16 protein-coding genes are annotated in these 17,866 nt (G+C 68.2%); 9 read left to right on the top strand and 7 right to left on the bottom strand.

Features of this window, described 5'->3' with window-relative positions:
- Positions 1–167: 167 nt before the first annotated feature.
- Positions 168–1,079 carry a dimethylarginine dimethylaminohydrolase family protein gene (locus KF707C_RS14840; protein WP_003449463.1) on the bottom strand — a complete coding sequence of 304 codons (912 nt, stop codon included), beginning with the start codon at positions 1,077–1,079 and terminating at the stop codon, positions 168–170.
- Between the two features lie 60 nt (positions 1,080–1,139).
- Positions 1,140–2,003, bottom strand: coding sequence for a helix-turn-helix transcriptional regulator (locus tag KF707C_RS14845; protein WP_003449466.1), 864 nt, complete (start codon positions 2,001–2,003; stop codon positions 1,140–1,142).
- Positions 2,004–2,073: 70 nt separating this feature from the next.
- Here KF707C_RS14845 and KF707C_RS14850 point away from each other — a divergent pair, with 70 nt between their 5' ends.
- From KF707C_RS14850 to KF707C_RS14860, 3 genes are read left to right on the top strand one after another with little or no spacing between them, the layout of a single operon-like run.
- Positions 2,074–2,838, top strand: a complete 765-nt coding sequence (locus KF707C_RS14850) for a (Fe-S)-binding protein (RefSeq protein WP_003449469.1) — start codon at positions 2,074–2,076, stop codon at positions 2,836–2,838.
- On the top strand, positions 2,838–4,247 hold the full coding sequence (locus KF707C_RS14855) for a lactate utilization protein B (RefSeq protein ID WP_003449472.1): 1,410 nt from the start codon (positions 2,838–2,840) through the stop codon (positions 4,245–4,247). The genes KF707C_RS14850 and KF707C_RS14855 overlap by 1 nt, the downstream gene beginning before the upstream one ends.
- Positions 4,244–4,861, top strand: coding sequence for a LutC/YkgG family protein (locus KF707C_RS14860; protein ID WP_003449474.1), 618 nt, complete (start codon positions 4,244–4,246; stop codon positions 4,859–4,861). The genes KF707C_RS14855 and KF707C_RS14860 overlap by 4 nt, the downstream gene beginning before the upstream one ends.
- Here KF707C_RS14860 and KF707C_RS14865 read toward each other — a convergent pair.
- From KF707C_RS14865 to KF707C_RS14880, 4 genes are all read right to left on the bottom strand, one after another.
- The gene (locus KF707C_RS14865; RefSeq protein ID WP_003449478.1) at positions 4,858–5,883 is read right to left on the bottom strand and encodes a LacI family DNA-binding transcriptional regulator; all 1,026 of its coding nucleotides are present in this window, start codon (positions 5,881–5,883) and stop codon (positions 4,858–4,860) included. The two genes, KF707C_RS14860 and KF707C_RS14865, sit on opposite strands and share 4 nt — an antisense overlap.
- Before the next feature lie 148 nt (positions 5,884–6,031).
- Positions 6,032–7,642: a 5-guanidino-2-oxopentanoate decarboxylase gene (locus tag KF707C_RS14870; RefSeq protein ID WP_003449481.1), complete on the bottom strand. Its 1,611-nt coding sequence runs from the start codon at positions 7,640–7,642 to the stop codon at positions 6,032–6,034.
- 214 nt (positions 7,643–7,856) lie between these two features.
- A complete protein-coding gene (ilvA, locus tag KF707C_RS14875) occupies positions 7,857–9,434 on the bottom strand; it encodes a threonine ammonia-lyase, biosynthetic (RefSeq protein WP_003449482.1) in 1,578 nt (525 codons plus the stop codon).
- Positions 9,435–9,656: 222 nt separating this feature from the next.
- Entirely contained in the window at positions 9,657–9,848 is a 192-nt protein-coding gene (locus tag KF707C_RS14880) for a hypothetical protein (RefSeq protein WP_003449484.1), read from the bottom strand.
- Positions 9,849–10,006: 158 nt separating this feature from the next.
- Between KF707C_RS14880 and mltA the strand changes: the two genes are divergently transcribed.
- The 6 genes from mltA to KF707C_RS14910 all read left to right on the top strand — a co-directional run bounded on the left by mltA (position 10,007) and on the right by KF707C_RS14910 (position 16,592).
- On the top strand, positions 10,007–11,170 hold the full coding sequence (mltA, locus tag KF707C_RS14885; protein ID WP_003449486.1) for a murein transglycosylase A: 1,164 nt from the start codon (positions 10,007–10,009) through the stop codon (positions 11,168–11,170).
- Between the two features lie 151 nt (positions 11,171–11,321).
- On the top strand, positions 11,322–12,293 hold the full coding sequence (locus tag KF707C_RS14890; RefSeq protein ID WP_003449487.1) for a sensor domain-containing diguanylate cyclase: 972 nt from the start codon (positions 11,322–11,324) through the stop codon (positions 12,291–12,293).
- A gap of 216 nt (positions 12,294–12,509) precedes the next feature.
- On the top strand, positions 12,510–14,417 hold the full coding sequence (locus KF707C_RS14895) for a potassium transporter Kup (RefSeq protein ID WP_003449489.1): 1,908 nt from the start codon (positions 12,510–12,512) through the stop codon (positions 14,415–14,417).
- 124 nt (positions 14,418–14,541) lie between these two features.
- Positions 14,542–15,690 carry a DUF1624 domain-containing protein gene (locus KF707C_RS14900; protein WP_003449491.1) on the top strand — a complete coding sequence of 383 codons (1,149 nt, stop codon included), beginning with the start codon at positions 14,542–14,544 and terminating at the stop codon, positions 15,688–15,690.
- Positions 15,691–15,815: 125 nt separating this feature from the next.
- Positions 15,816–16,124, top strand: a complete 309-nt coding sequence (locus KF707C_RS14905; RefSeq protein WP_036991773.1) for a type II toxin-antitoxin system MqsR family toxin — start codon at positions 15,816–15,818, stop codon at positions 16,122–16,124.
- A 3-nt stretch (positions 16,125–16,127) separates the two neighbouring features.
- A complete protein-coding gene (locus KF707C_RS14910) occupies positions 16,128–16,592 on the top strand; it encodes a type II toxin-antitoxin system MqsA family antitoxin (RefSeq protein ID WP_003449493.1) in 465 nt (154 codons plus the stop codon).
- Positions 16,593–16,629: 37 nt separating this feature from the next.
- Here the strand turns inward: KF707C_RS14910 and KF707C_RS14915 are convergent, their stop codons facing one another.
- Positions 16,630–17,853, bottom strand: a complete 1,224-nt coding sequence (locus KF707C_RS14915) for a cytochrome c biogenesis protein DipZ (protein WP_003449495.1) — start codon at positions 17,851–17,853, stop codon at positions 16,630–16,632.
- Positions 17,854–17,866: the final 13 nt, after the last annotated feature.

The following is a 17,866-nucleotide window of genomic DNA, read 5'->3' on the forward strand; positions in this document are numbered from 1 at the left end:
TCCACCGTCGCCTAATCGCCCTCCACCCCCTGAACCGAAGCCACTGGCGGAGAAGAACAAAACGAAAGAATAGACCCAGAGTTGACAGGTCAATCCATATCAGGAGCGGGCTCGCCCGCGAACAGCTCCACACCCTTCGCCGGCAAGCCGGCTCCTACCGGGCCTTGTCAGGCCGGGTCGCGGCGCAGGGGCTGGCACATGCAATGCACGCCACCCCCGCCCTTGGCGATCATGCTGATATCCGGGTCATAGACCTTCAGCCCCAGCGCCAGGCATTTCTCCTTGAGCGTCTTGCTGGTGGAGGGCAGCAGGACGCGGCCATCCCCCAGGGCCACCACGTTGCAGCCCAGTTCCATAGCGTCCTTGAACGGAATGTCGACGATCTCGATGCCCTTGGCCTTCAGCCAGTCCACCAGCTCCGGCTCCACCGCCTCGACGCAGACCGCCGCCAGCCGCTCGGCGAGCATCACGCAGAGGGCGTCCATGTGCACGAAGAAGGGATCCATGCCATAGCGCTTCACTTCCCAGCCCTCGGCCTCCAGCCAGCCCTGCATCTGCTGCACCGCCGGCTCCTGGGAGCGTTCGCCGGTGTAGCCGCAGAGAATCACCCCAGGCTGCAGCATCATGAAGTCGCCGCCCTCGAAGGATCCGGCGCTGATCATGTCGTAGATCGGGATGCCGGCGGCCTGGTAGAACTGGATCACCGGCGCGTATTCGCCCCGGCGCCACCACTGGGCCATCTGGGTGACGATGGGGCCGAAGGGGGTCATCACGCTGGAGTCACGGGCGAACACCTGGTACTTCAGGTTCGGGTCGGTGGGCAGCAGATGCACCTGCACCCCCGCCTCACGGTAGGCCGCCACCATCTCGGCATGCTGGGCGCGGGCCACGGCGGCGTCGAAGCGATAGCCCAGGCGCAGGCTCTTGCGCGAGATGGAGCTGGTTTCCAGCCAGTGATAATGGTCCACCGGGCCCAGCAGCACGTCGCGCAGCACGCCGTACTCGGAATCGGCGCCCCAATGTTCCAGACGCGGGGTGTCGCCGCCTTCGCGGCGGTGTTTCAGGGTGAAGGGGGTCATGGTCTGCTCCAGGTCGAATCCTGGAGCGAGGCTAGGGACGCGCGCCCCTCGTCACCATACCTAGATTGAGGTAGAGCCCGGCGCTTCGCAGCCGATGGCGTCGAGGAACAGCGAGAACAGCTCGCCCTGGGAACCGATGCCGAGCTTGGTATGGATGTTCTTGCGATGGACGCGCACCGTCTCCGGGGTGATCTCCAGTTCCCGGGCGATGGACTTGGACGAGTGCCCCCGCAGGATCAGCCGCGCCACCTCGCTTTCGCGCTCCGTGAGGCTGCCCTGGCCGATGCGCCGGACAATCCCCTCCAGATCGGCGCCGCGCGGCGCCACGGGCCAGTCCGGCTGGCCCCAATGGCGGCGCGCCATCGCCCGCACCAGGGGCTCGACCGCCCGCAGCGCGTCCAGTTCGGCAGGTGTGAAACCCGGCGCCACCCCGACCCGTCCCAGGGAAATCGCAATGCCCTCCCCCGCGCCCAGGGGGACCAGGAAGTTCGCCTCGTCCGTCAGCCCGTGAGACGCGTAGAAGCTGCGGAAGTACTCGGATTCGGCGAAGTCGTCCGGGGCGATCCGCCGCAACTGGACCAGCCCTTCCCGCCCGGCGGTGCAGGCCAGGTGAACCGGGTCGAGCAGATAGGGGCCGGCGAGATAGCGAGACACTTCCTGCCAGCGGCCTTCCAGCACCCGCCCGCGCTCCAGCAGTTGCGGCGCATGGCCGGCCCTGTGGGCCAGGATGAAGGCGCTGTCCACCGCTACCGCCTGGTAGATCGCGTCCAGCAGCGCACCGGGAAATGCCTCCCCGCCCACGCGTTCGATCACGCCCGCATTGGCCGCCAGCCAGCTCTGCAGCTCGAATCCCATCTGGTCCATCCCGCTGTCACCCCATCCGAACGAGCCCGGATTCTCCATCAGGAAGCCCTGGAGGGTCATGTGTTGACACCGATGTTATCGCTAACATAGAGTCCGTCGCATTCGCTCACCCCGCTCCGAGGCTGCCGCCATGTCCAGCGCCCGACCCCGAGTCGCCCTGTTCCATACCTGCCTGGTGGACCTCTATCGCCCCAGTGTCGGCTTCGCCTCGGTGCAGTTGCTGGAAGCGTCCGGCTGCGTGGTGGAGGTGCCGGAGAACCAGACCTGTTGCGGCCAGCCGGCCTTCAACAGCGGCGCGCAGGATGAGGCCCGCAGCCTGGCCCGGCGGATGATCGCGCTCTTCGCGGGCTTCGATTACGTCGTCGCGCCGTCGGGGTCCTGCATCGGGCTGCTCAAGGGCTACCCCGCGCTGTTCCAGGACGATCCCCAATGGCTGCCCAGGGCCCGCGACCTGGCCGGGCGCAGCCACGAGCTCCTCGCCTTCCTGGACGGGGTGATGGGCTACCGCCCAGCGGTCCGGCACAGCGGCACCGTCACCTACCACGACAGCTGCTCGGGCCTGCGGGAACTGGGCATCAAGGCCCAACCCCGCAACCTGCTGGCGGCGGTGGAGGACCTGACCCTGGACGAGATGCCGGACGCGGAGACCTGTTGCGGCTTTGGCGGCACCTTCTGCGTCAAGTACCCGGACATCTCCACCCGCATGGCCTCGGAAAAGGTGGCCCAGGTGGAGGCCAGCGGCGCCGGCACCCTGCTCGGCGGCGACCTCGGCTGCCTGCTCGCCATCAGCGGGCGGCTCAGCCGCCTGGCAAGCCCGGTACGGGTATTCCACACCGCCGAACTGCTGGCGGGCATGACCGACGAGCCGGCCATTGGCGAGCGGAGCCGTCACTGATGGAACTGCGCGCGCACCGCTTCAAGTCCGCCGTCCGGGCGGCCCTCGCCGACCCGGACCTGCAGGAAGCCATGGCGGACAACCGCCGATTCGCCGCCCATGTGCGGCGCCAGGTGGCGGCCAGCGGCGGCTTCCGGTCCCTGCGGGACCAGGCGAAGGCCATCAAGGATCACACCCTGGCCCATCTCGACCATTACCTGGAAGCCTACGAGGCGGCCGCCAGCCGCCGGGGCGTCCAGGTCCACTGGGCGGCGACGCCGGAGGACGCCCAGGCCCGGGTGGTGGAGATCTGCCGCAGCGCCGGGGCCCGCCGCATCATCAAGGGCAAGACCATGATCGGCGAGGAGATGGGCATCAACGCCGCCCTCGCCAGGGCCGGTCTGCAACGCGTCGAGACCGACCTGGGCGAATACATCCTGCAACTGGCGGACGAGCCCCCGAGCCACATCAACGGCCCGGCGATCCACAAGACGCTCCGGCAGGTGCAGGCCTTGTTCCACCAGCACCACCAGGCACTCGGGCGCACGCATTACCTGCAGGACCCGGCGGAGCTCCTGGCCGAGGCCCGCAGGTTGCTGCGGGACCGGTTCCTCGACGCCGACGTCGGCATTACCGGCGCCAACTTCCTCATCGCCGAGGACGGACGCCACGTGCTGGTCACCAACGAGGGCAACGGCGATCTCGCCAGCCTGCTGCCCCGGGTACGGATCGTCCTGGCCAGCATCGAGAAGGTGCTGCCCAGCCTCGCCGACGCCGGCACCCACCTGCAGCTGCTGGCCCTGTCCGCCACCGGCCAGCCGCTCACCAGCTACACCTCCTTCTATGGCGGCCCGCTGGACGATGGGCCGGAGGAATGCCATGTGGTGCTGCTGGACAATGGCCGCAGCGAGATGCTCGCCGGCGCCTTCCGGCCGATGCTGCGCTGCATTCGCTGCGCCGCCTGCATGGACAACTGCCCGGTCTACAACTGGGTCGGCGGCCATGCCTATGGCTGGATCTACCCCGGTCCCATGGGTTCGGTGTGGACGCCGAACCTCACCCACCTCGAAGGCACCCGCGACCTGCCCAATGCCTGCACCCTGAACGGCCGTTGCAAGGAGGTCTGCCCGATGCAGATTCCCCTGCCGGACATGCTGCGGGAACTGCGCAACCGCCAGTGGCAGTGGCGCCTGGTGCCCGCCACGACGCGCTGGGGCCTGCGGCTCTGGGCCGCCCTGGCCCGGCGACCGCGGCTCTACCGAGCCGCCACCGCCCTCCTCGCCCGGCTCATGAAGCGGGCGTCCGGCAACCGGGGATACCTGCGCCACCTGCCCCTTGCCGGCAACTGGACGGCCACACGGGACATGCCCGCCCCCCAGGGCGCCACCTTCCAGCAACGCTGGAAACAACGAAAGCAGGCCGACACATGACCGATGCACGAGCCGCCATCCTCGCGAGGGTCCGCCACGCCCTGGGACGCGAGCCCGGGCAGGCGCCCGCCCCACGACCGCAACCGGGCGCCATCGCCGTGCAGGAAGCCCAGGACCTCGAACGCCGGCTGGTGGAACGCCTGGCCAGCACCGGTGTATCCCTGATGCCCCTGCACAGCCGGGAGGAGATTCCCGCCGCCGTGATTCGATACCGGGAACAGCATGGCCTCGACGGCCCCGTCGCCGTGGCCCCGGCGCTCGCCGCCCTCGACTGGCACGGCCAACCGGTGGTCTTCGGCAGCGCCCGTCCCGACCACGCCCTCGCGGTGGGCGAGGCCTTCGCCGCCATAGCCGCCACCGGCAGCCTGGCGCTGCTGGCGGACCCGCAGCATCCGCCCAGGCTGGCCTTCCTGCCGGAGCATCATCTGCTGGTGTTGTCGCGACGTCGGCTCCTGGCGAACCTGGAACGGCTCTGGGTGCTGCTGGCGGAAGAACGGCGGGACAGTGAGGCCATTCACCTGGTGACGGGCCCATCGAGCACGGCGGATATCGGTGGGCAACTGCTCTATGGGGCGCATGGACCGAGGGCGGTGCGGGTGTTCCTGACGCCTTAGCGATTCAGCGCCGTCGACTCCCGCGCGATCAGCTCGCAACCCACATCCACCTGGGCGTGCGCCTCGCCCTCGCCGCGAATGCGCTGGCAGAGCAAGTCCACCGTGGCGTTGGCCACCTGCTCGGCGGGAATCCGCACGCTGGTGAGCGATGGCGTGGCCACCCGGGCGATGGGCAGGTCGCCGAAGCCGCAGATGCCCAGCTGCCCCGGCACCGACAGCCCCAGCCGCTGGCAGGTGAAGAGCGCGCCGATGGCGGGCATGTCGTTGGTGAAGAAGGCGCCATCGCAGTCGATCTCGCCCCGGGCGATGCGCTGCACCACGTCCACCCCGTCGTCGATATGGGGGACGGGCGAGGTATTGAGTCGCAGCGGTTCGACGCCCAAACCCGCCATCACGGCCTCGCGGAAGCCGGCGAAGCGCAGGTTCTCGCGCTCGTCGTCATAGCCGAAGAACGCCGGCCTGCGGTAACCGCAGTCCACCAGGTGACGGCCGGCGGCGGCCCCGGCGGCCCAGTTGGAAAAGCCCACCACCTGCCCCACCGGTTCGCGGGGTGCATCGCCTTCCGGCAGGTCCCAGAGCTCGATCAGCGGGATATCGGTGCCTTGCAGCAGCTCCAGGGTTTCCACCGAGTGATAGCCGTAGGCGAGGATGAGGCCATCCAGCTGGCGCCCGAGGAAGGCCCGCAGCAGCTTGCCCTCCTCCTCCTGCGAAAAACGGGTCTCGCCGATCAGCAGGTGGAAGCCGGCGCGGGCCAGGCCCTGCTGCAGGGTTTCGATGGTGGTGGCGAGAATGGGGTTGGTGATGGTGGTGATCAGTGCGCCGATGATGCCGCTGCGCCGGGTCACCAACTGGCTGGCCGCCAGGTTGGGCACGTAGCCCAGCTCCCGCACGGCCTGCTCGATACGCTGGCGCGTCTGGTCCGAGACCTTGTCCGGCTTGGTCAGGGCGCGCGACACCGTCATGCCGGACACCCCCGCCAGGCGGGCGACGTCCTGCAGGGTGGGTTTGCTCTTGGTGGTCATCCTGGCCTCCGGCGCCGGTTCGGGAGGCGCATTATCCCTGAACGGGCGCCTTCGGGTGCAGCCACCGGGTGGCGAAGGCGGCACCCGTCGCGCAGCCGGGCCAAGGCCTGCCCCTCGGCCGAGGGGCAGGCGGCAGCGGACGTGCGGATCAGGCCAGGAACCCGGCGTGCTCCCACACCTCGATCACCGTCGGGCGATCGGCCTTGGCGGCGGCCGCCAGCAGCTCGGCCAGGTGTTCCAGGCTTTCCGCCTTGGCGGCGTTGCAGCCGAAGGCGCGGGCCAGGCCCTGGAAGTCGGGCGTGTAGATATCGACGCCGATGGTGGGGATGTCGCGGTTCTGCATGTAGCGCTTGATCTCGCCGTAGCCGCTGTTGTTCCACAGCAGGACGATGATGGGCGCACCGGCTTCCACGGCGGAGGCCAGTTCCGGCAGGGTGAACTGGATGCCGCCGTCGCCGATCAGGGCGATCACCGGCCGCTCGGGCGCCGCCAGCTTGGCGCCGATGGCCGCCGGCAGGCCGTAGCCCAGGGTGCCGTAGCCGGTGGCCGAGTTGAACCAGCTGCGCGGTCGGGTGGCCTCGAACAGGTGGTTGCCGGAATACACCGGCTGGGTGGAATCCCCCGCCACGATCAGGTCCGGCAGCGTCGCCTGCAGCAGGTCCAGCACCTTGCGCTGGCCGTTCCAGGTCGCGGGCCACTGGGCATCCAGCGCTTCGCGCACCGCAGCGGCGCGCCGCGATCCCGCGCTGTCGGCGCTGAAGGTCGCGCCGGGGGCAAGGGCATCGGCCAGGGCGGCGAGGGCCAGGCGGGCGTCGCTGAGAATCGCCAGGTCCGCCGGGTAGTTGCGGTTCAGTTGTTCGGCGTCGATATCGACGCGGATCAGGGTGCTTTCGATACGGAAGTTGCCGTCGAAGACCACGTCGTAGTCGGTCTCACCCAGTTCGGTGCCCACGGCCAGGATCACATCGGATTCCAGCACCAGTTGGCGCACCGGCACCCAGGCCTGGTTGCACCCCAGGGCCAGCGGGTGCCCCTTGGGCAGCACGCCCTTGGCATTGATGGTGTAGGCGGTGGGTGCGTCCAGCGCCTCCACCAGGCGCCGGGCCTCGGCGCCGGCGTCGGCGCAGCCGCCCCCCAGCAGCACCAGGGGACGCCGGGCACCCTTCAGCAGTTCGGCGGCGCGGGCGATGGCCTCGGCGGCCGGACCGGGACGGCTCGGCTGCGCGCCCAGCTTGCGGCGCACGTGATCCGCCGGCGCGGTGATCACGTCGATGGGAATCTCGATATGCACCGGACGCGGCCGGGCGCCGTTGAACACGGCAAAGGCGCGGGACAGCACCTCGGGCAGCTCGTCCGGACGCATCAGGGTGTGGCTGAAGGCGGCGACGCCGCTCACCAGGTTGCGCTGGGACGGCAGTTCGTGGAGGCGACCGCCACCCATGCCCAGTTGCTCGGTGTTGTTCACGGCGGAGATCACCAGCATGGGGATGGAGTCGGCGTAGGCCTGGCCCATGGCGGTGGTGATGTTGGTCATGCCGGGACCCGTGATGATGAAGCACACGCCCGGTTTGCCGGAAACCCGGGCGTAGCCGTCGGCCATGAACCCGGCGCCCTGCTCGTGGCGCGGAGTGATATGGCGGATGCGGGTATTGGGCAGGCCACGGTAGAGCTCGACGGTGTGTACACCGGGAATACCGAACACGGTATCCACGCCAAAGCCTTCCAGCAGCTCAACCAGCAGCTCTCCACAGGTCAACATGGGCAGTCCTCCAAAGGAACGGATCAACGATGGAGCGCACTCTAACATTGAAATGTTAGCGATAACATACCTTTCATCGAACCGCTTCGACCGGAGTCGCGCAGTGGATCGCAGCCGAGAGGGGCAGCGCTGCGCACAGCCCATGACGCCGCTGATGGGTTTCGCTTCGCTCTACGCCATCCTACGAAGCCGGCAGGGCTGTTGGCCCCGGAGATCAGCCGAGGAACAGGCGGCACGCCGGGTTGTCGCTTTCGTCCCACCAGGGATAGCCGATGTCCTCCAGGGCCTCGACAAGGGCCGCGCGCTCCGCCGGGGGCACGGCCAGTCCGGCCAGCACGCGGCCATCGGCGGCGCCATGGTTGCGGTAGTGGAACAGGGTGATGTTCCAGCGGCCGCCCAGCTTGTCGAGGAACTTGAACAGGGCACCGGGACGTTCCGGGAACTCGAAGCGCAGCAGCATCTCGTCGCCGAGCTGCGGCGCGTGGCCACCCACCATGTGCCGCAGGTGCAGCTTGGCCAGTTCGTTCTCGGTCAGGTCCAGCACCGGGAAGCCCTGGTCGCCCAGGCGCTGCACCAGCGCGGCGCGGGGATCGTTCTGCGGATGGGTCTGGACGCCGACGAAGATGTGCGCGGCGTCGCCCGAGCTGTAGCGGTAGTTGAACTCGGTGATCTGGCGTCGCCCCAGGGCCTCGCAGAACGCCCTGAACGCGCCGGGCCGCTCCGGCAGGGTCACGGCGAGGATGGCCTCGCGCTGCTCCCCCAGCTCCGCGCGCTCGGCCACATGGCGGAGGCGGTCGAAGTTGATGTTGGCGCCGGAGTCGATGGCCACCAGCGTCTGGCCGCGCACGCCGTCGCGCTCCACGTACTTCTTGATCCCGGCCACGGCCAGGGCGCCGGCCGGCTCGGTGATGGAGCGGGTGTCGTCGTAGATGTCCTTGATCGCCGCGCAGATCTCATCGGCGCTCACCGTCAGCACCTCGTCGACGAAGTGCCGGCACAGCTCGAAGTTGTGGGCGCCGATCTGGGCGACCGCCACGCCGTCGGCGAACAGCCCCACCTGGCTCAGCACCACCCGCTCGCCGGCGGCCAGGGCGGCCTGCAGGCAGTTCGAATCCTCGGGCTCGACGCCGATCACCCGGATCTCCGGGCGCAGGTATTTCACGTAGGCCGCGATGCCGGCGATCAGGCTGCCCCCGCCCACCGGGACGAAGATGGCGTCCAGCGGACCGGCATGCTGGCGGAGGATTTCCATCGCCACCGTGCCCTGGCCGGCGATCACGTCCGGGTCGTCGTAGGGCGGCACGAAGGTCAGGCCCTGCTCCTCGGCAAGCTTGAGCGCATGGGCCAGGGCATCGGGGAAGGCATCGCCATGCAGCACCACCTTGCCGCCCCGGGAACGCACGCCCTGGACCTTGAGTTCCGGCGTGGTGCGGGGCATCACGATGGTGGCCTTCACACCCAGCTCGCGCGCCGCCAGGGCCAGGCCCTGGGCATGGTTGCCGGCCGACGCCGCGATCACCCCCCGTGAACGCTCTTCCGCGCTCAGTTGCACCACGCGGTTGTAGGCGCCACGGATCTTGAAGGAGAACACCGGCTGCAGGTCCTCGCGCTTGAGCAGCACCTGGTTGTCCAGGCGCTCGCTCAGTTGCCGCGCCGGCTGCAGCGGCGTCTCGATGGCCACGTCGTAGACCGGCGCCGCGAGGATCTTGCGCACGTAATGCTTGAGCAGGCGCTCGCCCGCGTCGGGTGACGTCGGGGTCAGGGGTTCGGTGGCGGGGGTGAAACGGCTCATGCTGGGCTCCTGGTTTCGATTTCGGCGCCCAGGAGACAGAAGGAAAAAACCCGCCTCGAGGGCGGGTTTCTGTTTGGTCGTCGGCTAACCCGCCATATCGCTAATGGCGGTAATAATCGAGGGGCCGGACAACCAGGTGAATTGAGTCATGGCCGGCAACATAGAGGGCTGCGGGCCTTCAGGTCAAGCAACAAATTCATACAAAGCCAGTTATGGATTCCTTCAGACATGTTCCCGAACCACCCGCAGCTCCGCTGCGTCCTGGTTCATCCGCTGGATCACGTTGAACAACTGCTGCTTCAGGGATTCGTCACCGATGCGGTCGGCGGCCCGCATCACGGCGATGGCGGCCGCCTCGTTGTTCATGGCCACGGCGTCGAGGGTCTTGCGAAAGTTCTTGATGGTGCGAGTCACGGCAGGGGTCCCTTGCAAAGCTGCGTGCACAGTATTAGATAAATATTTCCTTTTGATTTCAGTGCCTTGGATCAATGGATCGGCCCGACGGCATTTGACGGGCCTGCCGTCATTCACCATTCTGGTCGCCCCCGATTCCCCACCAGGAAGATCACACCGTGATTGCCCCCCGATTCCGCCGGGGCCGGCTGGCGCTTTGCGTCGCCGCCCTCCTCGCCCTGGTCGCAGGTTGCGACAAGGAACCCGGCAAGACCGAACCGCCCAAGGTGAACACCTATACCCGCGCCACCTGGGAGGCGCTGCCCGCCAGCTCGGATGCCGACCTCATCGCCGGCTTCGAAGCCTGGCGCTCGGCCTGCGAGCGGCTGGCCCGCGACCCGATCTGGTCGGCGCCCTGTGCCCAGGCCACCCAGGTCCCCCGGGACGCCGCCGCGATTCGCGCCTGGATGAAGGCCCAGCTGGAGGTCTACAGCCTGCGCAATGCCCGCGACAGCGCCGACGGCCTGATCACCGGCTACTACGAGCCGGTCTATCCCGGCAGCCTCGAACAGGGTGAGCGGACGCCGGTTCCGGTCTACGGCATCCCCGAGGACATGATCGTGGTCGCCCTGGACGGCCTCTACCCCGAGCTCAAGGGCAAGCGCCTGCGGGGTCGCCTGGAGGGACGCGTCCTCAAGCCCTATGACGACGGCGCCACCATCCGCGCCAACGGCGTGAAAGCACCCGTCCTGGCCTGGCTGACCGATCCGATGGACCTGCAGTTCCTGCAGATCCAGGGTTCGGGCCGCATCCAGTTGGACGACGGCCGGCAACTGCGCCTGGGCTACGCCGACCAGAACGGCCACCCCTACCGCCCGGTGGGCCGCTGGCTGGTGGAACAGGGCCAGCTCAAGCAGGAGGAGGTCAACATGGGCAGCATCCGCGACTGGGCGGCGGCCAATCCGCAGCGGGTGCCGGAACTCCTGGCGAGCAACCCCAGCTACGTCTTCTTCGCCCTCAACCCCGAGAGCGCCGAAGGGCCGCGCGGCTCCCTCAACGTACCGCTGACCGCCGGCTACAGCGTCGCCATCGACCGCAAGGTGATCCCCCTCGGCAGCCTGCTCTGGCTCTCCACCACGCGCCCGGACGGCCAACCGGTGATTCGCCCGGTGGCGGCCCAGGACACCGGCGGCGCCATCGCCGGGGAAGTCCGCGCCGACCTGTTCTGGGGCACCGGGGCCGAAGCCGGCGAACTGGCCGGGCACATGAAGCAGCGAGGGAACCTCTGGCTGCTCTGGCCCAAGGGTGCGCCCCTGCCCAACAGCGCCCCGGCGTCGCCCTGAAGCGCCTCGCCCGCCCGATGACGACCGTCGGGCGGGCGACTCCGAACGAAAGGCCCCAGAGGCCATTGCCAGCCCCCCCGCCCGATTCGGTATAAGGGAGCCTTCGCGCAGGGAGGGCGCGGATCGAAGCGGCAGGCATTTGGGGGCAACCATGAGAGAAGACGCCGACACCACCCAGGAGGTCTACAAGGCCCTCCTCGAATCCACCCGGGCGATCCCCTGGAAGATCGACTGGAAGACCATGACCTTCGCCTACATCGGCCCGCAGATCGAAGCGCTGCTGGGCTGGAGCCCGTCCAGCTGGGTGAGCGTCAACGACTGGGCCGAACGCATGCACCCGGATGACCGCGATACCGTGGTCGCCTTCTGCGTGGCCCAATCCCAGTCCGGCACCGACCACGAGGCCGACTACCGCGCGCTCACCCGCGACGGCGGCTATGTCTGGATCCGCGATGTGGTCCACGTGATGCGCAACGCCGAGGGCGAAGTCGAGGCCCTGGTGGGCTTCATGTTCGACATCAGCGAACGGAAGAAGGCCGAGCAGCAACTGATCGACCTGCAGAAGAAACTGGAGGAGTACTCCTACCAGGACGGCCTCACCGGCGTCGCCAACCGGCGCATGTTCGACTCCATGCTGGAGATGGAATGGGCCAACGCCCAGCGCGCCGGGGAGCCCCTGTCGCTGATCCTCCTGGATATCGACTACTTCAAGCAGTACAACGACCACTACGGCCACATCCAGGGCGACGACTGCCTGCGCAACGTCGGCCAGGCCCTGAAGAACGCCGCCATCCGCCCTCGGGACTTCGTCGCCCGTTTCGGCGGCGAGGAGTTCGTGCTCATCCTGCCGGGCACCGACGAGCCCGCCGCCCGCCAGGTGGCCGAGCGCTGCCGCAAGCTGATCCGCGAGCGCTGCATCCCCCACGAGAAGTCCAGCGTAGCCTCCCTGCTGACCATCAGCCTGGGTGTCGGCAGCATCACGCCGACCCATCAGGACCAGCCGCTGCCCTTCGTCGAAGCCGTCGACCGCCTGCTCTACCAGGCCAAGCAGAAAGGCCGTGATCGCCTGGAATCGGCCAGCTGGAGCGGCAGCGCCACGCCGGGCCGGCGCGAGGAGCACTGAGGGCCGGGGATCCCGGCCTTGCGCGTCGGATGACGACAGCCCGCGGCCACAAGCCGACGCGCATTCGCGGGTGCGTGATCGAGGCGCCGGACGACGTCGGCGAAGCGCCAGTTTTTACGCATTTTTTACGCCGCCGCGACGACGCCTTCCGGATACTTGATCGCCTTTCCCCGGCTACCCTTGCCGTGCCTTCCCCAGCGATCCACGAGAGTAACCATGCGTTCCAGCCCCTTGGAGCATCAGGCTCAGCCCCCCGCCACGGCCCATGCCTCGTCCTTCGGCCTGCTGGTGGCGGCGGCCGGCGTCGTCTACGGCGATATCGGCACCAGTCCGCTCTACACCCTCAAGGAAGTGTTCGCCGGCCACTACGGCGTGCAGGTCAATGAGGAAGGCGTGCTCGGAATCCTCTCCCTGGTGCTCTGGTCGCTGCTCTGGGTGGTCTCGCTCAAGTACGTGATGTTCATGCTGCGGGCCGACAACGAGGGCGAAGGTGGCGTCATGGCGCTCACCGCCCTGGCCCGCCGCGCCACCTCTGCCCATCCCCGCCTCAGCGCCACGCTGGTCCTGCTGGGCCTGTTCGGCACCGCGCTGTTCTACGGCGACAGCATGATCACCCCGGCCATCTCTGTGCTGTCGGCCGTCGAAGGGCTGGATGTCGCCGTGCCCGGCCTGTCCCACTGGGTGGTGCCGATCACCGTGGTGCTGCTGATCGGCCTGTTCGTGATCCAGAAACACGGCACGGCGCGTATCGGCACGCTGTTCGGGCCCGTGATGGTGATCTGGTTCAGCGTCCTGGGCCTGCTGGGCATCCACGGCATCCTGCAGCGACCGGAGGTGCTGCAGGCCGTGAACCCCTGGTGGGCGTTCAACTTCTTCCTGGCCCATCCCGGCATCGGCATCACCATACTCGGGGCCGTGGTCCTGGCCCTGACCGGTGCCGAGGCGCTGTACGCGGACATGGGACACTTCGGCCGCAAGCCCATCGCCCGGGCCTGGTTCGGCCTGGTGCTGCCAGGCCTGCTGCTCAATTACTTCGGCCAGGGCGCCCTGCTGCTCGCCGACCCGGGCGCCGCCCGCAACCCCTTCTACCTGCTGGCCCCGGATTGGGCGCTGCTGCCCATGATCGGCCTGGCCACCCTGTCCACCATCATCGCGTCCCAGGCGGTGATCTCCGGCGCCTTCTCCCTCAGCCAGCAGGCAATCCAGCTGGGCTACATTCCGCGCATGCAGATCCAGCACACCTCCAGTGCGGCCCAGGGGCAGATCTACATCGGCGTGGTGAACTGGGCCCTGATGGCCTGCGTCGTGCTGCTGGTGATCGGCTTCGGCTCGTCGGGCGCCCTGGCGGCGGCCTACGGCGTGGCGGTCACCACCACCATGCTGATCGACACCCTGTTGGTAGCGGCGGTGATGCTGCTGCTCTGGAAGGCCCCGCGCTGGCTGGCCATCCCGCTGCTGCTGGGGTTCCTGCTGGTGGATGGCCTCTTCTTCGCCGCCAACGCGCCCAAGGTCCTGCAGGGCGGCGCCTTCCCGGTGGTCGCCGGCGTCGTGCTGTACCTGCTGATGACCACCTGGAAGCGCGGCAAGCAGATACTCTTCGAGCGGCTGGACGAAACCGCCCTGCCGCTCCCGGTCTTCCTCGCCAGCATCGGCCTGCAGCCGCCCCATCGGGTCGACGGCACCGCCGTGTTCCTCACCGCCAGCCCGGATGCGGTCCCTCACGCGCTGCTGCACAACCTGCTGCACAACCAGGTGCTGCATCGCCAGGTGGTGCTGCTCACCGTGGTCACCCGCGACACGCCACGCCTGGACCCGAGCCAGCGCTTCGAAGTGACGGCCTACGAACAGGGCTTCTACCGTGTCCTGCTGAACTTCGGCTTCATGGAGGAGCCGGACGTCCCCGCCGCCCTGCAACACTGCCCGGACAAGACACTGGACTTCGCCCCCATGCGCACGACCTGGTTCCTCAGCCGGGAAACGGTGATACCGACCCGGCGCCTGGGCATGGCGCCCTGGCGCGAACGCCTGTTCGCCTTCCTCCACAAGAACGCCAACAGCAGCATGCGCTACTTCGGGCTGCCGGCGAACCGGGTCATCGAACTGGGCACCCAGGTAGAGATCTGACCCCTCCAGGCATCGCCACGTCGGGAATGCCGTGCTTGACGCCCTCGCGCCCCCTTTGGGCGCTTGAGATCGAGGCTCGGAAAATGAAACACTATTACATTCCAAAACCCGACCCGACGTGCCCATGCCCCCTCTCAATCCCTCACGCCTCCATGCCATCGATGCCCTGCGCGGGCTGGTGATCCTCTTCATGCTGCTGGACCACGTCCGCGAGACCTTCTACCTGCACTTGCAGGTGACCGACCCCATGGACATCACCCAGACCTCGCCCGCCCTGTTCATCAGCCGCACCCTCGCCCACCTCTGCGCGCCGGTCTTCGTCTTCCTCACCGGACTGTCCGCCTTCCTCTACGGCGAGCGCCACGACGGGCGCGGTGCCGTGTCGACCTTCCTGTTCAAGCGCGGCCTGTTCCTCGTGCTGCTGGAAATCACCCTGGTGAACTTCGCCTGGACCTTCCAGTTCCCGCCCGGCGTCCTCTACCTCCAGGTGATCTGGGTGATCGGACTGAGCATGCTGGCGCTTTCCGCCCTGGTCTGGCTGCCGCGTCCGGCGCTGGTGCTGCTGGGATCGCTGCTGGTGGCCGGGCACAACCTGCTGGACCCGATCCACTTCCCGGCCGGCACCTGGGCGCACATTCCCTGGGCGGTGCTCCACGACCGTGGCTGGATCGAGGTGACCGACGGCCTGCGCCTGCGCACCTCCTATCCCCTGCTGCCCTGGATCGGCGTCATCGCCCTGGGCTACGCCGCCGGCCCATGGTTCGGGGCGGGTGGTTCGGCGACGTCGCGCCAGCGGCAGTTGCTGGTCGCCGGGCTCGGCGCTCTGGGCCTGTTCGCCCTGCTCCGCCTGCTGAACGGCTACGGCGAAAAGCCCTGGAGCCTGGGCGATACCGGGGTACAGACCCTGATGAGCCTGTTCAACATCACCAAATACCCGCCCTCCCTGCTGTTCCTGGCACTGACCCTGGGCATCGGCCTGCTGCTCCTGCGCCAATTCGAACGGATCGGCGAAGGCCCCTGGCTTCGCAGGCTGGCGACCTTCGGTGCCGCGCCCATGTTCTTCTACCTGCTGCACCTTTACGTCCTGAAGGCGCTCTACCTGGCCGCCGTCGCCCTCTGGGGCCTCAACCAGGGCAGCCATTTCGGCTTCAGCGCCGTCTGGATGGTCTGGCTCGGCACCCTGGTGCTGATGGTCGCGCTCTACCCGCCGGTACGAAGCTTCGCGGCGTTCAAGGCGCGCCGGCGGGACATCGCCTGGTTGAAGTACCTGTAAGGGCGCCCCAAGGGCGGTGGAATACCAGGTGAGCGAGGATGCCCCGACCATCCCGGGTCACGCCTCCCGGCTTGAGTGACTACCCATATCGGGTAATATTTTGCCAATGGATCATGAGGTGCTTCATGGAGAAACACGTGCCTCACTACGATCTCGCGACCATCAAGGCGGATGTCGCGAGATTGGGGGCTGCGGCCTTTACCCGTTCCGCCCTGGACGGCGGCAGGAAGCTGGGCCTTTCGACCAGGGCAATGATTCGGGTGATCCTGTCGATGGAGCGGGCCCAGTTCTACAAATCGATGACCACCCACGGCGACCACAGGGTCTGGCAGGACGTCTATCACCCGGCTGCACCCGACGGCACCGCGCTGTATGTGAAGGTGACCTACCGCGGGCCAGAACGTCCGCCCGTCATCTCCTTCAAGGAGAAATGAGTGATGAAACATCAGGACTGTGTAAGTTGCGGCGCAGCCAATGGCATGACGCGCTTCGAGGACCGATCGTTCGAAGTCGAGTACAGAAACCTCAGGCGAAGCGTCCAGGGCCTGTCGGGCTGGGAGTGCCGGGCCTGCGGCGAGACCGAGTTCGACCCCGATAGCGCCCTGCGCTATGGCGCAGCCGGAGACCAGTTGATCGAAACCGCGAGACGTACCATCGCCCAGGAAATGAAGCGCATCCGCCGCAAGTTGAGCCTGACCCAGAAAACCGCCGTTCAGATGCTCTCGGGCGGAGGACACAATGCCTTTTCCCGCTACGAACGCGGGGAGGTGGAGCCCCCCCGATCACTGGTCGTACTCATGGCCTTGCTGGACCGCCACCCCCAGTTGATGGAAGAGATCGTGGCCATCAACCAGGACGTCCGCCTGGATCCTCAGATCGCCGCGCAAGAGCCCGGTCACTGAGACTAGGCGGTGGGCTCAGGGGGTAGCGCCCCGTCCGTCAGCTCCCGTCCAAGCCCTGGTGCGCGCGCTCCTTCAACAACGCGCGGATCACCGCTTCCTGCTCCGCGTAATCGCCCTCGCCCACGTGCAGGTGGCGGACCTGGCCACGGGCATCGATGAAGTAGTGCGCCGGCCAGTAGCGATTGGAGAAGGCGTTCCAGATCCGGTACTGGTTGTCGATGGCCACCGGGTGGTGAACATCAAGCCGCCGCATTGCCGCCTGCACGTTCTCCAGGATTCGCTCATAGGGGTATTCCGGGGTATGCACGCCGATCACCACCAGGCCCTGGTCGCGATACTTCCGCGCCCATTGGTTCACATGGGGCAGGCTGTTCCGGCAGTTGATGCAGTCATAGGTCCAGAAATCCACCAGCACCACCTTGCCCCTCAGCCCTTCCACGTCCAGGGACGGACCATTGAGCCACTGGGTGGCGCCGTCCAGGCTCGGCATGGCCCCCAGCTCCGGCAAGCGTCCCGACGTTTCAGCCTGGGCGCTGGCCACCAGCGGCTCCAAGAGCCGTGGGACGCCCTCCAGCACGGCACGCTCCAGCGCCGAGGCCAGACGCGACGAACCGAGGCTGGCGAGCTGGGCGCCATTCCCCGTGGCGATGACCACCACCGCCAGCAGGGCCAGGGCGCCGGCGCCACGGCGCAGCCATGCCAGGGCCGGCAGCGACGGACGCAGGCGCCGGACCAGCCCACGGCCGAGGAAGATCACCGCCCCCAGCGCCACGGCATTGCCCAGGCCGAACGCCAGGAGCGACAGGCTGGTGGAGGCGCTCGGCCCCTCCAGCATCGCACCGGACAGGATCAGGCCCAGGATCGGCCCCGCGCAGGGCGCCCAGAGCAGCCCGGCGGCGCAGCCCAGCAGCCAGGCCGAGAGCGCCGGAGGCAGCCCGCCCGCACGCGCCTGCAGCCGCTCGCCGAGCCAGAGCCAGGGGCGCGAGAGCCAGGTGCCGATACGCGACGACAGCAGCGCCAGGGATGACAGCGTCAGCAGCACCAGGGCCAGGTAGCGCCCCGCCTGGCTGGCCCCCTCCACCCAGGCGCTGGACAGGGTGGCCAGGCTCGCCAGCACGGCGAATCCGCTGGCCAGTCCCGCCAGGGTCAGCGCCGGCGCCCAGGCCGGACCGCCGGCGCGGGACAGCAGCAGGGGGAGTACGGGAAGAATGCAGGGACTCAGCAGGGTCAGGACCCCGCCAAGGAAGGCGATGAGCAGCATGGGGCACCTCTCG

The sequence above is a fragment of the Pseudomonas furukawaii genome, assembly GCF_002355475.1.
GTDB classification, from domain to species: Bacteria; Pseudomonadota; Gammaproteobacteria; order Pseudomonadales; family Pseudomonadaceae; genus Metapseudomonas; species Metapseudomonas furukawaii.

Coding starts and splice junctions, on each gene's coding strand:
- KF707C_RS14890 (WP_003449487.1), top strand. CDS start 11,322: ATGAGAGAAGACGCCGACACCACCCAGGAGGTCTACAAGGCCCTCCTC.
- KF707C_RS14900 (WP_003449491.1), top strand. CDS start 14,542: ATGCCCCCTCTCAATCCCTCACGCCTCCATGCCATCGATGCCCTGCGC.
- KF707C_RS14845 (WP_003449466.1), bottom strand. CDS start 2,003: ATGACCCTCCAGGGCTTCCTGATGGAGAATCCGGGCTCGTTCGGATGG.
- ilvA (WP_003449482.1), bottom strand. CDS start 9,434: ATGAGCCGTTTCACCCCCGCCACCGAACCCCTGACCCCGACGTCACCC.
- KF707C_RS14850 (WP_003449469.1), top strand. CDS start 2,074: ATGTCCAGCGCCCGACCCCGAGTCGCCCTGTTCCATACCTGCCTGGTG.
- KF707C_RS14855 (WP_003449472.1), top strand. CDS start 2,838: ATGGAACTGCGCGCGCACCGCTTCAAGTCCGCCGTCCGGGCGGCCCTC.
- KF707C_RS14915 (WP_003449495.1), bottom strand. CDS start 17,853: ATGCTGCTCATCGCCTTCCTTGGCGGGGTCCTGACCCTGCTGAGTCCC.
- KF707C_RS14895 (WP_003449489.1), top strand. CDS start 12,510: ATGCGTTCCAGCCCCTTGGAGCATCAGGCTCAGCCCCCCGCCACGGCC.
- KF707C_RS14840 (WP_003449463.1), bottom strand. CDS start 1,079: ATGACCCCCTTCACCCTGAAACACCGCCGCGAAGGCGGCGACACCCCG.
- KF707C_RS14910 (WP_003449493.1), top strand. CDS start 16,128: ATGAAACATCAGGACTGTGTAAGTTGCGGCGCAGCCAATGGCATGACG.
- KF707C_RS14905 (WP_036991773.1), top strand. CDS start 15,816: ATGGAGAAACACGTGCCTCACTACGATCTCGCGACCATCAAGGCGGAT.
- KF707C_RS14865 (WP_003449478.1), bottom strand. CDS start 5,883: ATGACCACCAAGAGCAAACCCACCCTGCAGGACGTCGCCCGCCTGGCG.
- KF707C_RS14870 (WP_003449481.1), bottom strand. CDS start 7,642: ATGTTGACCTGTGGAGAGCTGCTGGTTGAGCTGCTGGAAGGCTTTGGC.
- KF707C_RS14860 (WP_003449474.1), top strand. CDS start 4,244: ATGACCGATGCACGAGCCGCCATCCTCGCGAGGGTCCGCCACGCCCTG.